The organism is Gordonia jinhuaensis (assembly GCF_014639795.1).
GTDB lineage: Bacteria > Actinomycetota > Actinomycetes > Mycobacteriales > Mycobacteriaceae > Gordonia_B > Gordonia_B jinhuaensis.
The window spans coordinates 228,402-241,668 of the sequence record NZ_BMGC01000003.1 but is presented as its reverse complement, the minus strand read 5'-3'; the positions used below and the strand labels follow the sequence as shown (position 1 = coordinate 241,668).

The 13,267-nt window shown below is 66.8% G+C and carries 12 protein-coding genes; 10 read left to right on the top strand and 2 right to left on the bottom strand.

The window, feature by feature from the left end; translation table 11 throughout:
- Nucleotides 1-21: 21 nt before the first annotated feature.
- From IEW22_RS03730 to IEW22_RS03720, 3 genes are read left to right on the top strand one after another with little or no spacing between them, the layout of a single operon-like run.
- Nucleotides 22-1,611, top strand: a complete 1,590-nt coding sequence (locus tag IEW22_RS03730) for a lipopolysaccharide biosynthesis protein (RefSeq protein WP_188585229.1) — start codon at nt 22-24, stop codon at nt 1,609-1,611.
- Nucleotides 1,608-2,708, top strand: a complete 1,101-nt coding sequence (locus IEW22_RS03725) for a glycosyltransferase (protein WP_188585228.1) — start codon at nt 1,608-1,610, stop codon at nt 2,706-2,708. Before IEW22_RS03730 ends, IEW22_RS03725 begins: the two co-directional genes overlap by 4 nt.
- Nucleotides 2,705-4,279, top strand: coding sequence for a hypothetical protein (locus IEW22_RS03720; protein ID WP_188585227.1), 1,575 nt, complete (start codon nt 2,705-2,707; stop codon nt 4,277-4,279). Before IEW22_RS03725 ends, IEW22_RS03720 begins: the two co-directional genes overlap by 4 nt.
- A gap of 398 nt (nt 4,280-4,677) precedes the next feature.
- Here IEW22_RS03720 and IEW22_RS03715 read toward each other — a convergent pair whose 3' ends face one another.
- A complete protein-coding gene (locus IEW22_RS03715; protein ID WP_229742140.1) occupies nt 4,678-5,223 on the bottom strand; it encodes an arsenate reductase/protein-tyrosine-phosphatase family protein in 546 nt (181 codons plus the stop codon).
- Nucleotides 5,224-5,255: 32 nt separating this feature from the next.
- Here IEW22_RS03715 and IEW22_RS03710 point away from each other — a divergent pair, with 32 nt between their 5' ends.
- Nucleotides 5,256-5,672, top strand: a complete 417-nt coding sequence (locus IEW22_RS03710) for a VOC family protein (protein ID WP_188585226.1) — start codon at nt 5,256-5,258, stop codon at nt 5,670-5,672.
- A 20-nt stretch (nt 5,673-5,692) separates the two neighbouring features.
- On the opposite strand, the gene IEW22_RS03705 is transcribed toward IEW22_RS03710, so the two are convergent.
- On the bottom strand, nt 5,693-6,736 hold the full coding sequence (locus IEW22_RS03705) for an LLM class F420-dependent oxidoreductase (RefSeq protein ID WP_188585271.1): 1,044 nt from the start codon (nt 6,734-6,736) through the stop codon (nt 5,693-5,695).
- Between the two features lie 339 nt (nt 6,737-7,075).
- Between IEW22_RS03705 and IEW22_RS03700 the strand changes: the two genes are divergently transcribed.
- From IEW22_RS03700 to malQ, 6 genes are all read left to right on the top strand, one after another.
- Complete coding sequence (locus IEW22_RS03700) at nt 7,076-8,308, top strand: inorganic phosphate transporter (RefSeq protein WP_188585225.1); 1,233 nt, start codon at nt 7,076-7,078, stop codon at nt 8,306-8,308.
- Nucleotides 8,309-8,332: 24 nt separating this feature from the next.
- On the top strand, nt 8,333-8,620 hold the full coding sequence (locus tag IEW22_RS03695) for a hypothetical protein (RefSeq protein ID WP_188585224.1): 288 nt from the start codon (nt 8,333-8,335) through the stop codon (nt 8,618-8,620).
- Nucleotides 8,621-8,734: 114 nt separating this feature from the next.
- Complete coding sequence (locus tag IEW22_RS03690; protein ID WP_188585270.1) at nt 8,735-9,019, top strand: DUF3349 domain-containing protein; 285 nt, start codon at nt 8,735-8,737, stop codon at nt 9,017-9,019.
- A 317-nt stretch (nt 9,020-9,336) separates the two neighbouring features.
- Complete coding sequence (locus IEW22_RS03685; RefSeq protein WP_188585223.1) at nt 9,337-9,741, top strand: DUF3349 domain-containing protein; 405 nt, start codon at nt 9,337-9,339, stop codon at nt 9,739-9,741.
- Entirely contained in the window at nt 9,738-10,922 is a 1,185-nt protein-coding gene (gene menE, locus IEW22_RS03680) for an o-succinylbenzoate--CoA ligase (RefSeq protein ID WP_188585269.1), read from the top strand. Before IEW22_RS03685 ends, menE begins: the two co-directional genes overlap by 4 nt.
- Before the next feature lie 77 nt (nt 10,923-10,999).
- On the top strand, nt 11,000-13,102 hold the full coding sequence (gene malQ / locus IEW22_RS03675; protein WP_188585222.1) for a 4-alpha-glucanotransferase: 2,103 nt from the start codon (nt 11,000-11,002) through the stop codon (nt 13,100-13,102).
- Nucleotides 13,103-13,267 lie beyond the last annotated feature (165 nt).

Below are 13,267 nucleotides of genomic sequence, written 5' to 3'. Positions count from 1 at the left end.
ATCAGTGCGAGCGCTGCTCTCATGAAGATCTCGAACATCGCCAGCGCCAACGTGATCCGTACCGGGATCGCCGCCGCCTGGAATTACAGCGGCCGAGTCGTGGGACTCGGGTGGACCGCCGCATTGATCGGCTCACTCGGATTCGGCGCATACGGACAGTATTCGATCGCCTCGGCGGGTGCGGCGATCATCAACGCGACCGCCGACAACCCGTTCTTCGTGCGCTCGTTCCGCATCGACGAGGAGCGTTACAAGCGCGAGCTGTGCACCCGCACCGCGTATGCGACGGTGGCGATGTGCGTGGGCATCGCGGTGTTCTCGGTCAACTATGTGGTCGGCATGGCGATCATGAACGCGGCCGGCGAGCAATTGTTCAACGCGCTCAAGAGCAAGGACCTGCGGGCCGGGCGACCCGACAAGATCAACCGGTGGGACACCATCCGGCAGATCTCCAGCATCACTCTCGCCGTCGCATTCCTCTATCTCGCACCGATGTTCGGCCACCACCCGACATTGAAGACCACCACCGCGATCTACATGCTGCCGTATCTGGTGATACTGGTGGCCTCTCTGCGCTTCATCCCCGGTCACCGACCTGCGATGCCCGGCTGGCCCAAGGAGATGCTGCTGCTCTCCTCGGAAGCGTGCGCGGGTGCGATCTACGCCCAAGGCGCGGTGATCGTGATCGGATGGGTCTCGGGCGCCCAGATCGCCGGCTACTACTCGGTGGCACAGGTCAGCGCCCTGGCGATCGCGATGATCGGCACCAACTACGCCTCGACGTTCGTGGAGAAGCTGCGCGCCTCGGGTGGCCATGTGTCCACCGCACCGCCGGCGAGCCATGTCGTCCGGTTGGGTGCACTGACCGGCGGCGCGATGGTGGCCATCGGTGCCGCGATCCTGGTGTGGGGCGGCCACGACTACATCGGCTGGCTGTGCATCCTGATGGCGGGTTTCACCGCACTGCGGTCGATCAACTCGATGCTCGCGGTGGTGTTGTTCCTGCAGAAGAAGGACTGGCTGCGGGTGCGCACGACGGTGGGCGTCGCGCTCCTCCAGGTGGCGCTGCTGTTCCCGCTGGTGAAGTATCTCGGCGGCTACGGCGCGGCCATCGGCTGCATCATCTGCGACACCATCATGTTCGTCGTCTACTACCGCGAGATCTATCACACACCTGCTGCCGCACAGGATGATTCCGACGCACACCCCGCGGCGGTGATCGATGCGCCGACACCCGACATCGTGGCCGCAGACGAGCTGGTGGACACCGCCGCGATCGACACCACTGCTACCACCGATACCAGCGCTACCACCGATACCAGCGCTGCGCCCGATACCGCCGGCAGACATGCGGTTCGCCGTCCCCCGGCCGCTGATACCTGGGTGACGAGGAGACGTGATCCGGCACCCGGCCGTCACGACAGCGGGCAGTCTGCACCGGCCCCCGACGACGGCCCCACACCCACGGCCCGGTCCCGGGAGCACTCCCACACGACACCGGGGATCCCGACGACACCGGGGATCCAAACAACACCGGGCATCCACACGACACCGCGCAGCCAGACGACACCGCGCACCCAGACGACACAAGGAGGGGTGATGCGCCGATGAAGGTGACCTTCGTGCTCCCCAAGGATCCCTCGCATGAGGCCGGCGGCGACGTGACGATGCCGAAACTGGTCGCGGCACTGGCCCGCGAATCCCACGACGTGAACGTGGTCTGCCTGTCGGCGCAACCGGAGTCCACCGCCGATGGACACATCCGCGTGTTCAAACCCGCGCCGCGAGCGCGTGATCTCGCGGTGCGCAGCATTCTCGGCAATCGGAGTCTCGTACACACCCGATTCTCGATCGACGGTGTGACCGAGGCTGTCGACCGCCTCGACAGCGACCGGTTCGTGGTCGAACACGCCTACATGGCCGAGCCGCTATTGCATTCACGCCGACACGATCCGGCGGAATCGATGGCGATCAGCACGTCGGTCAGCGAGGTCGATGTCTGGCGGCGCACCCGCGGACGGATCGGACAGATCGAGGCACCGCGGATCGCTCGTGACGAACTCCGGACCGCGCGGGCCGCGCGGTCGGTGGGTTCCTACTCGGTGGGCGAGGCGCGACATCTGGCCGCGCACGGGGTGGCGCGTTCACATTTCCTCGACCTGACCCTGCCGCCGAACAAGCAGGTCGACATCGCCACCACGGGCCCGCGGCTGCTGTTCGTCGGCGACCGCAAGTGGCCACCGAATCAGCAAGCGTATGAACGCCTGCTGAGTCTGTGGCCGCAGATCTCCGCCGACATCCCCCACGCCGAACTGCTGGTGATCGGTCAACCGGATCCGGCGGCACCCCCGGTCGCGATCCCCCCGGGAGTGACCGTCGCCGGCTTCGTGCCCGACCTCGACGAGATGGTGGCCTCCTGTCGCGCACTGGCCGCCCCGGTTCTCACCGGCGGCGGGGTGCGGGTGAAACTGCTCGACATGGCCAGCCGTGGGATGCCGGTGGTGGCCACCAGCCACGCCGTCGGGTCGCTGGGAGATGCCCTGAGCATCGAGACCTTCGACGACACCGACGAATTCGTGGATCGCTGCCGCCGGTACCTGCTCGACCGGGAATGCGCCGCCGCTGACGGCAGGGCGCTCTACGAACGGAACTCGTCGCGATGGTTCGACGAGGTGCCCCACCGATCGGTCGAGGAGTTCCTGCGATGAGTCGCGCGATCAGCTCACGAAATGCCGGGCGCGCCCGGCCCGCCGCACAACACAGCACCGCCGGGTCCGCAGACAGCGCGCCCACTGCCGTGCGTTCGACGGTGAGTGAGCGCACCGGCAAGGTTGCGGTGGCGGTCCTCGTCGTTCTCGCCGCCGCGGCATGCGCGCTGATGCACTTCGGCACATTCGGCCTACTTCTGGGCGTGATGGCGACATTGGGGATCGCGGCTGTGGCGGTCGCGATCCTGAGTCCGCGGTGGATCTACGCGCTGCTGGGATTCCTGATGGCATGTCTGGCCAATGCCTCGATCCCGGGTGCGGGTATGTCGTTCGGCTTCGTGCTGACACTGCTCGCGTGGGTGGCGGTACTCACCCACCCGGTGACCCACAAGCGGATTCACTCGATGGAAATCGCCGTCCTCGCACTCGTGATCGCCTCATTCGTGGCCACCCTGGTATCGGCACAGAACAAGCACGACGTGAAGCTGTTCCTCACCTGGACCGTGGCCACCTCGCTCGTCTTCCTGCTGCTGCGGCTGTCCTCACGTGACCTCTTGCTGTTCGGCCGGGCGTTCACCCTCGGCACCGTCGCCGCCGCCCTGTTCGGCCTGTTCATGCTCGCCTTCGACAAGCAGGGCACCCTGCTCAACCATCTGTGGTTTCTGGGATACGGGACCGGACCTGACAGCGGCGGGACCAATCTGCGCTACTACCTCGGCGCCGACGGCACGCAGGCGGTCCGGCTCAGCGGCACCTACATCGATCCGAACGCCGGCGGCATCTTCTTGTTCATCGGGCTGGGTCTGTCACTGGCGCTGTACCGCGGAACCACCCGGGTCGTCTTCTCGGTGGTGATCGCGGTCGCGATGCTCGCCACGCTCAGCCGCTCGGCGATCGCGGCGACGGTCGTCGCCGCGATCATCCTGGTGTTGTTCCATCGCATGCGCACCGCCTCCCGGACGAACCTGGTGATCGGCATGGTGGTCTGCGCGGCCGCCGCACTGTCGGTCCCCACCGTCGCCGAACGGCTGCTGTCCTCCTTCGGATCGTCGGACAAGGGTTCCGCCGACCGTGGATCGGCGCTGGCCGAGTACCCCTCGCAGATGGCCGGCCACTGGTGGTTCGGACGCCCGTGGGCATCACCGGAATTCGTCGACGCGAAGGTCAACTACCAGACGAACTTCGTGGCCAACAGTCCGCTGCTGTCGACCTACCGGGGCGGTGTGTTCGTCGGTCTGGCGTTCACGGCGGTACTGATCGTCGGAATCCTCGTCGCCGCCCGGCGGGTTCGGCACCGCCGATTCGAGGTGGCGCTGCTCGGTGCCGGTTTCATCTCCTTCGCCATCACAGCCCTTCAGCTCGACTATCCGGTGGTCACGCTGACGCCGGTCACCGCGGTGTTCAGCATGTTCATCGCCTTCATGGTCGCCGCACCGCGGGTGGTCACACAGGCCGAACCCTCGCCCGAACCTGCGACGGAATCATCACCGGGAGCCCACCGCGCACCCGAATCCGGTCCACGCACAGTCGATCCGACACCGCGCCCACACGCGGAACCGCCCGTCGTCTGAACAGCGGGATGAGCACACGATTGAGCAGACCATAAAGCGACAGATAGTCTCCTGACGCACAGGAAGTCTGCACATCTCACGCGACGCGGCGACCTCCACCGGTGCCCGACTGTCACGAACAGGTCTCATCACTCCGGACGTTCCGACACCGTTCAGTGGCACAGTTGTTACACAGATTCCCGCAGAAGATGCTGACAAGGACTGATTTCTGTGGTGGCATGGACAGCGGCGGAGTTCTGGAAAATCCCCCAGCTTCAGACCCGCCGATCGAGGGAGGGGTTCCTACGGCTTTACCCCCCGAAGCCGTAGGCCCCTCCCGACACAATCCGCCTCCCGGAACATCCGGGAGGCGGATTTTTTGGTATGGCTTGGTACGGCGCTGCGTCGGCGACCAGACCTCAGCGTGCGTCGTCGCCGGGGCGGCTCATCACCCAGCGGGCCACGCTCTCGACAAGCGGCCAGAGCTTCTCGGCGGTCGACTCGAAGGCCTCCAGCGGTTGACCCATCGGGTCGAGAATGTCCCACTCGGGAGAATTCGCGTCGAGTCGTGGTCGGATCGACTCGTCGTCGAGGGCCGAGACCCCGTGTCCCACTTCGAGTCCAGCGACGAACTCGCTGAGAGTGAAGATCCGCTTCCACCGCACCGGGACCGCCTGCTGCGCCAGCTTGCGGTGTTCCCGCGTCATACACAGCACCAGATCCGCTGACTCCACGATCGCCGGGGTCAGCATCCGGGAGGCGAAACCGGCGGTGTCGATCCCCCGCTCGCGCAACGCCTGCTCGGTAAGGGGGTGCATGGCCGACCCGTTCATGGCGCCGGTTCCGGCGCTGGCGACCACCGGCGCGTCGACACCGGCGGGGACGAAATCGGTCTGGTGGTTGAGCATCCGTTCGGCCATCGGCGACCGGCAGATATTTCCCGTACACACGAAGAGAATCCTCACGGACGCCACGGTATCTGTGACACCGTGGGCGCATGGAGATTCTGGCCGCCCGTACCATCCTGATCCCCATCGACCCTGCGGTCACCACGTCGTTCTATCGCGACGTGGTGGGTCTGGCGACGGCGCGTGACTATCCGGGCGGCACGGTGTTCTTCGCCGGCAACGGTCTGATCGAGATCGCCGGACACATGCAGCGCGAGCCCGATAGCGATACCGATGCGGCGAGCATCGACGCGACCGCGACACCCGGCGATGACGCGGTGCTGTGGTTGCAGGTCCGCGACATCGCCGACGCCGCGCGGACATTGGGCGATGCCGTGGTGCGCGAGGCACGACACGAACCGTGGGGTCTGGTCGAGATGCACGCGATCGACCCCGACGGACGCCGCCTCATCTTCGTGGAGATCCCGCCGGAGCATCCGCTCCGGCGGGACGTCCGTGGTGACTGACCGACGCCAGGCGGGCCGGCTCAGGCCCCGATGAATCCGGCGACTGTGCCCATCTGTTCCACGCGCTCGGCGTGGGTGGGTGCCACCGCCTGCGCGAGCAGACAGCTGACCCCGGCCGCGCGGAACACCTCCACCCGTTCCTTCACGTAGGACGCGGGTCCGATCAGCGACATTGCGCGGACCAGCTCGTCGGGAACGGCAGCGGCGGCCTCGGTCTTCTTGCCGTCGAGGTAGAGGTCCTGGATCAGCTTGGCCTCGTCGACGAAGCCGTAGCGCTGGGCGAGTGTGTTGTAGAAGTTCTTTCCTCGGGCACCCATCCCGCCGATGTAGAGGGCGGCGAAGTTGCGCACCACCGACAGCGCGTTGTTCTGCGCGGTCTCGTCCTCGCTGATCAGCAGCGTCACCTGCGGGACGATCCCGAGCTCACCCAGAGCCGGATCACGCTTGGCCTTTCCCTCGGCCAACGCCTCACCGAAGGCCACGTCGACGTAGTCGGGATGGAACAGGAACGGCTGCCACTCCTCGAACATCTCCGCGGCCAGAGCGGTGTTCTTCGGTCCGATCGCGGCGAGCATCATCGGGATCCGTTCGCGGACGGGGTGATTGATGAGCTTGAGCGGCTTACCCAGTCCGCTGCCACCGTTCTCCTCGGTCAGCGGGAGGTGGTAGTACCGGCCGTCGTAGACGGCGCGTTCACGACGCCAGATCATGCGGCAGATGTCGGCGTTCTCGCGGGCGCGACCCACCGGCGCGTCATATTTCACGCCGTGGAAACCCTCGATCACCTGCGGCCCGGAGGCGCCGATGCCCAGTACCATGCGGCCGCCGCTGACGTAGTCCAGGCCCGCCGCGGTCATCGCGAGGTTCGTCGGCGTGCGGCTGTACATCGGCAGGATGCCGCTGGCGATCTCCATCGTCTCGGTGCGTGCTGCGATGTAACCGAGCTGACTGACGGCATCGAAACTGTATGCCTCGGGAACGGTGATCCGGCCGACGCCGACCGACTCGTAATCACCGAGATTGTCGATGGTCTCCCGAAAATCTCCCGCATAGTTGATCGGCATTCCCAGCTTCACTGCGCCTCCTCGCGCCGGATAACGGTCCCGACCGCACCACGATGTCCACCGGTTCGGCCGCGTCTGTGATCTCAGTCTCGCACAGGGGCATTGATCGGCCCGGACACGCTCGGCACTTCGCGCAGCGAACACGCACCCGTCGGTCGGGCACGCGCGAATACACCCGAGTCGTACAAATGACCCACACGAATCGGTGGACGGTCCGCAACGGCAACATGAACAGTTGGTGAACAGCGCTAAGAAGAGGACAAAACCGCTGGTCACGCGCACGGTTGCGGCACCGAGCGGTTGGTCAAATGGCACCCCGACCAACCACAATCTTCAGTCATGACCGCAGAGACCGCGATCCTCGTGCTCCTCATCATCACAGCGCTGGGGTTCGACTTCACCAACGGTTTTCACGACACCGGCAACGCCATGGCGACCTCGATCGCCACCGGCGCCCTCAAGCCCAAGGTCGCCGTCGCCATCGCAGGCATCCTCAACCTCGTCGGCGCTTTCCTGTCGGTGGAGGTCGCAGCGACCATCACCAAAGACGTGCTCAAGATCCAGAGCAAGAGCGGGTCGCTGGTCGACGGCCTCAACGCCGAGACTGCGGTGATCATCATCTTCGCCGGCCTCGTCGGCGGCATCCTCTGGAACCTGCTGACCTGGCTGTTCGGCCTGCCGTCCAGTTCCTCGCACGCCCTGTTCGGCGGCCTCATCGGCGCCGGCCTGGCCGCGCTGGGCACCTCGGGCATCAACTGGAACGGCACCATCGACAAGATCATCATCCCGGCCGTCGCGTCGCCGATCATCGCCGGCATCGTCGCCGCGTGCGGCACCTGGCTGGTCTACGCGATCACCAAGCGCGTCGGACAGATCACCAAGGAACGCGGCTTCCGCTACGGACAGATCGCCAGCGCCTCGATGGTCTCGCTGGCACACGGCACCGGTGACGCACAGAAGACGATGGGCACCATCGCCCTGGCACTCATCGCCACCGGACATCTCAACGCAGACAGCGTCAAACACGGACTGCCGTTCTGGATCGTGTTCAGCTGTGCCATCGCGATCGCACTGGGCACCTACATCGGCGGCTGGCGCGTGATCCGCACACTCGGCAAGGGGCTGGTGGAGATCGAGTCGCCCCAGGGCATGGCTGCCGAGTCGGCCTCGGCGGCGATCATCCTGACCTCGTCGACCGCCGGCATGGCGCTGTCGACCACCCACGTGGCCACCGGTTCGATTCTCGGCTCGGGTGTCGGCAAACCCGGCGCCACGGTCCGCTGGGCAGTCGCCGGACGCATGCTCGTCGCCTGGGTGATCACCATGCCGTGCGCCGGCCTGGTCGGCGCCGTCACCTACGGCATCGCCCACGCGATCGGCGGGCTGGCCGGTGCCATCACGATCTTCGTCATCCTGGTCGCACTGGCCGCGCTGATGTACTGGAAGGCCCAGCAGCAGAAGGTCGACGCGCGCAACGTCAACGCCGACTGGGACGACACCACCAACAGCGTGGTTCCCACCACCGCCGACGACGACCACTCCGACCGCCCGACCGCCGGCACCCCGGCCTGAGCGACGAAAGCGACCAACGCCGCCATGCATGAATTCCACGCGATCCTGCGAGTGCTGATCGTCGGACTGATCCTGGGCGCCGGACTCCCCGCGCTGTTCGCCATCGGTATGCGCGCCTACACCCTCGGCGAGACCACGCAGGCCGACGGCACCATGACCGGCCGACCCAACCCGGTCGGCCGTGTCGTGGGGTGGGGCGTCTTCGCCCTCGTCGCGATCATCGTCGCCATCGGGCTGCTGTGGGTGTGCCACAACACGATCAAGTACTACACCGGCGTGGATCTGTTCCCGTTCATCCACGCGGCCAAGTGACCGCGACAGCGTCACCGAGACAGACCCCGCCAGTACGACAACCGGGCAGCACCACGCCCGGGCAGCACCCATATCCGGGCAGCATGAGGAGAGATCGCAGTGGCTGACACACCCATGGAGCACGTCCTGAACTGGCTGCGCGCCGGGTACCCCCAGGGCGTTCCGCCGAAGGACTACTACCCGCTGCTGGCGTTGCTGTCGCGTTCGCTGTCCGAAGAGGAGATCACCAAGGTGGTCATGACCGTGCTGCGTGAGAGCGGTGCTGTCGAGCCGGTGACTCCCGAACAGATTCTGATGGGTATCGAGAAGGTTACCGAGCGCGAACCCAATCCCGATGAGATGCATCAGGTCGCCGCGCGACTGGCCGCAGTCGGCTGGCCGCTTGCGGCGCCACTCTGATCGATAACGGCTGATCGGCAACAGCTGATCGGGACTGCCGGTCGACTGCGCTCGGTCAGGGAAAACTCGGTCGGGGAACGCGGTCGGGGAACTCGATGTGAAGCCGCGACCGAGCGCACCGGCGGCCCGCGATCACCCGGAGCCGACTCCACGACGAGCGGGGTCGTGATCGGTCGCCATTCGCCATAAACTAGGTAGTCACCACCCACGCAGCGCGGCCGCGAAGTCACCCCGGACCTGCCTCACTGCGGACTCCGACACCTCGGAGCATCCCGCCCGTCGGGATCACCAGTTCACTCACCACATGAGGAGGGCGCATGGATCGGCCGCAGTTCCTCAGCTCGATCGTGGGCTGGTTGCGCAAGGGCTACCCCAACGGCGTGCCGAGCGGCGACTTCGTGCCGCTGGTCGCACTGCTGCGTCGCCGGCTGACCGAGGACGAGGTCCAGTCCATCGCCGCCCAACTCGTGCGCGGCGAACCCGAGGTGATCTCCGCGGTCGATGCCGGTGTGGAGATCATGAAGGTCACCGACGAGTTGCCTTCGGATTCCGACCTCGAGAGGGTGCGGGCCCTGCTGGTGGCCGGCGGCTGGCCCTTCGACAACGAGTTCGGCGGGGACTCCGACGGAAACCCTGACCCCGGGGAAGACAACCCCGGCGAGAACAACGGCGGCGAGGACGACCTCGGCGAAGGCAGCGGCGCGGGCGGCGATCGACCCTGAAGTTTCTGCGAACACTGCCCATCGGCCACGGCGAGCAGATTCTCGATTCGCTCGACGACCTCGCCGACATCGTCGCCGGGGTGGGCGACGCGCGCCTGCCGGTACCGGCCGACGATCCGGCGGAGACCGCGCGGCTCACACAGGCGCTGGCGCCGGGGACGCCGATCGACGACCGTACGGCGCTGGTCATGGCGACCTCGGGTACCACCGGCGTGCCCAAGGGGGCCATGCTCACCGCCGACGCGCTCGCGGCGTCGGCCGACGCGACGCATGCATACCTCGGCGGTGCGGGAAACTGGTTGCTGGCCTTGCCCGCTCACCACATCGCGGGAATGCAGGTGCTCTTGCGGGCGATCCGCGCCGGCCATACCCCGCACGTGATCGACGTGAGCGCGGGCTTCGATCCCGAGGCCCTCGTCGAGGCTGTCGCGGCGATGGATGCCCCGCGGCGCTACACCTCACTGGTTCCCACCCAACTGCACAAGGTGCTCGACTCCCCCGCCGCCACCGACGCACTGCGTCAGTTTGACGCAGTCCTCGTCGGTGGTGCCGCCACCCCGGCGGCGCTGCACGCGCGGGCCCAGCGGGCGGGCATCCGGCTCACCCGCACCTACGGGATGAGTGAGACCTGTGGAGGCTGCGTCTACGACGGCACCCCGTTGCGCGACACGATCATTCGCATCGACGACCCCGACGCCGACGGAGTGGGCCGCGTACTGCTCGGCGGCCCGACGGTCGCACTCGGCTATCGCGGCCACCCCGACCACCCCGCTTTCGCCGAACCCGGTTTCTTCACCACCGACGACCTCGGCGTGTTCGGCGACGGCGTGCTCTCGATCGTGGGTCGCGCCGATGAGGCGATCTCGTCGGGCGGGCTCACCGTGATCCCACAGGTGGTGGAGGCCGCGATCCTCGCCGACGAGCGCATCGCCGATGCCGCAGTGTTCGGGATGCCCGACGAGCGGTTGGGTGAGCGTGTGGTGGCCGCGGTGGTCGCCGGTGACATCGCCGCCGACCTGGTCGAACAGGCCGTCAAACAGGCTGTCGGTGCACGTCTGGATCGGTACGCGGTCCCCCGCGAGGTGTTCGTGGTCCACGCACTCCCCCGCCGCGGGCCGGGCAAGATCGATCGGCGCACGCTGCGCGAGAAGCTCTCCGATCGCGGTCGGGCTCAGGCCTGAGTCACTCCGGCGTTCACCGGAGTTCACCTCGTCGCGCGCATCCGGCGGGCGGTGGGCAAACCTGGCACGATCAGCACGTGGGCTACGCCGAGGATCTGCGAACACTGGCGACGCGCTGCGGCGTCTCCACCTTCTACACCGGCTGGGACTCGTTGCGTCACGACGTCTCCGACGAGACGCTCGTCGACGTCCTCGCCGCACTCGGTATCGCCGCCGACACCGAGGCAGATGTCGCCGCCGCAGAGGTCATGCTCAACGAGCGGCCCTGGCGGGCAATGCTCCCGCCGTCGCTGGTCGTCATCGAGGGACAGACGCCGACGTTCGCCGTGCACGTTCCGCACGGCGATCCGGTGACCGTGTGGGTGACGACCGAATCAGGTCGCAGCGTGCCGGCACCGCAGCGTGACGTGTGGGTGGAACCCCGGGAGATCGACGGCGCACTGGTCGGGCGGGCGACCTTCGAGGTACCGGCCGGACTCGAACTGGGCTGGCACACCGTGCACGCGAGCACACCAGCCGGATCCCATGCGACCTGCACCCTTGCGGTGACCCCGCCCACGCTCACCACGTTGCCCGAGGGGCAACGCTGGGGCGTTGCGGTGCAACTGTATTCGGTGCGGTCGCATGCGTCGTGGGGTGTCGGCGACCTGTCGGATCTCGCCGACATCGCCGACATCTGCGCCCGCCGGTACGGGGCCGATTTCATCCAGTGCAACCCACTGCACTCGTCGTCGCCGGTGACGCCGATCGAGAAATCGCCGTATCTGCCCACCACACGACGCTTCACCAACCCGCTCTACATCCGTCTCGAGGACATCCCCGAAGCATCGTCACTACCGGTGGACGACTACCGCGCGATGGACCGATCCGCGCGACGACTCCGCCGGCTCGACGACGACCCGAACAGAATCCGGCGCAACCGGGTGTTCAAGGCGAAAATGGCTGCCCTGCAGGATGTTTTCGCAGTCCCACTCTCACCCCGCCGGCAATCCGCACTCGACGACTTCCTCGAGCGCGAGGGATCGGGCCTGGTGGAATTCGCGACCTGGTGCGCGCTCGTGGAACGCTACGGAACGAAATCTCCGCGGTGGGACAAGGACTTTCGCGATCCAGCGACGTTGGAGTCGATCGTCGCCACGCTGGCCGACCGGGTGTCGTTCTACTGCTGGGTGCGGTGGATCTGCGATCAGCAGCTCGAGGCCGCGCAGCGCACCGCGATCGACGCAGGTATGGCCATCGGCATCATTCACGACCTGGCCGTGGGCGTGCAGCGCGGTGGCGCCGACGCCTGGGCGCTCGGCCATGTGCTCGCCGACGGTGTGACCGTAGGCGCCCCGCCCGACGGATTCAACCAGCAGGGGCAGAATTGGAATCAACCACCTTGGCACCCTTGGCATCTCGCCGAGGCGGGCTACGCCCCCTTTCGAGATATGTTGCGCACCCTGCTGCGTCATGCCGGAGGTCTGCGGATCGACCACATCCTGGGGCTGTTCCGGCTGTGGTGGATTCCTGAGGGCAGATCCGCCGCTGAGGGGACCTACGTACGTTTCGATCATGAGGCGCTCATCGGTGTGCTCGCACTCGAGGCGCAACGGGCCTCGGCTGTGGTGATCGGCGAGGATCTCGGCGTCTTCGAGCCGTCGGTGCAGGAGTATCTCGCGCAGCGCGGGATACTGGGTACATCGATCCTGTGGTTCGAGCACGGCCCCTATGCACCGATCCCGCCCGAGCAGTACCGCGAACTGTGCCTCACCGCGGTCAACACGCATGATCTGCCGCCGACGGCGGGTTACCTCACCGGTGAGCACATCCGGCTGCGAGCCGAACTCGGTCTCCTCGAATCCGATGTGGAGACCGAACGCGAGGTCGACGAACGCAACCGAGAATCGATCCTCGACATGGCCCGCGACCGCGGGCTGCTCGCCGAGGGCGCCAGCCTGCCCGAGACCGTGGATGCCACCTATGCGCTCATAGCGCGCAGCCCCAGTCGGCTGCTCGGTGTGGCGCTGGTCGACACTGTGGGCGAGTGGCGGATCCAGAATCAGCCCGGCACCGACGACTCGCAGTACCCGAACTGGTGCATCCCGCTCGCCGACGCGGCCGGGAATGTGGTCAGTGTCGAGGACCTGGGCTCGAATGCACGTTTCGACGAGCTGGTGAAGGCCTTCCTCGCCAGATGAGAGTGGCGCCCGCCGACGGTGGGCCCAGAGCGAGTGGCGCCGGGAGCTGGACTGGCTGGTCTCTGGTCTCTGGGCTCTGGTCGCCAGGCTCGTGACCAGGCGGTTCGCGGAGTCGACTCCGCAAAATCTCTCAGATACTGGGAAGTAGCACTCCAGCCGGACGGT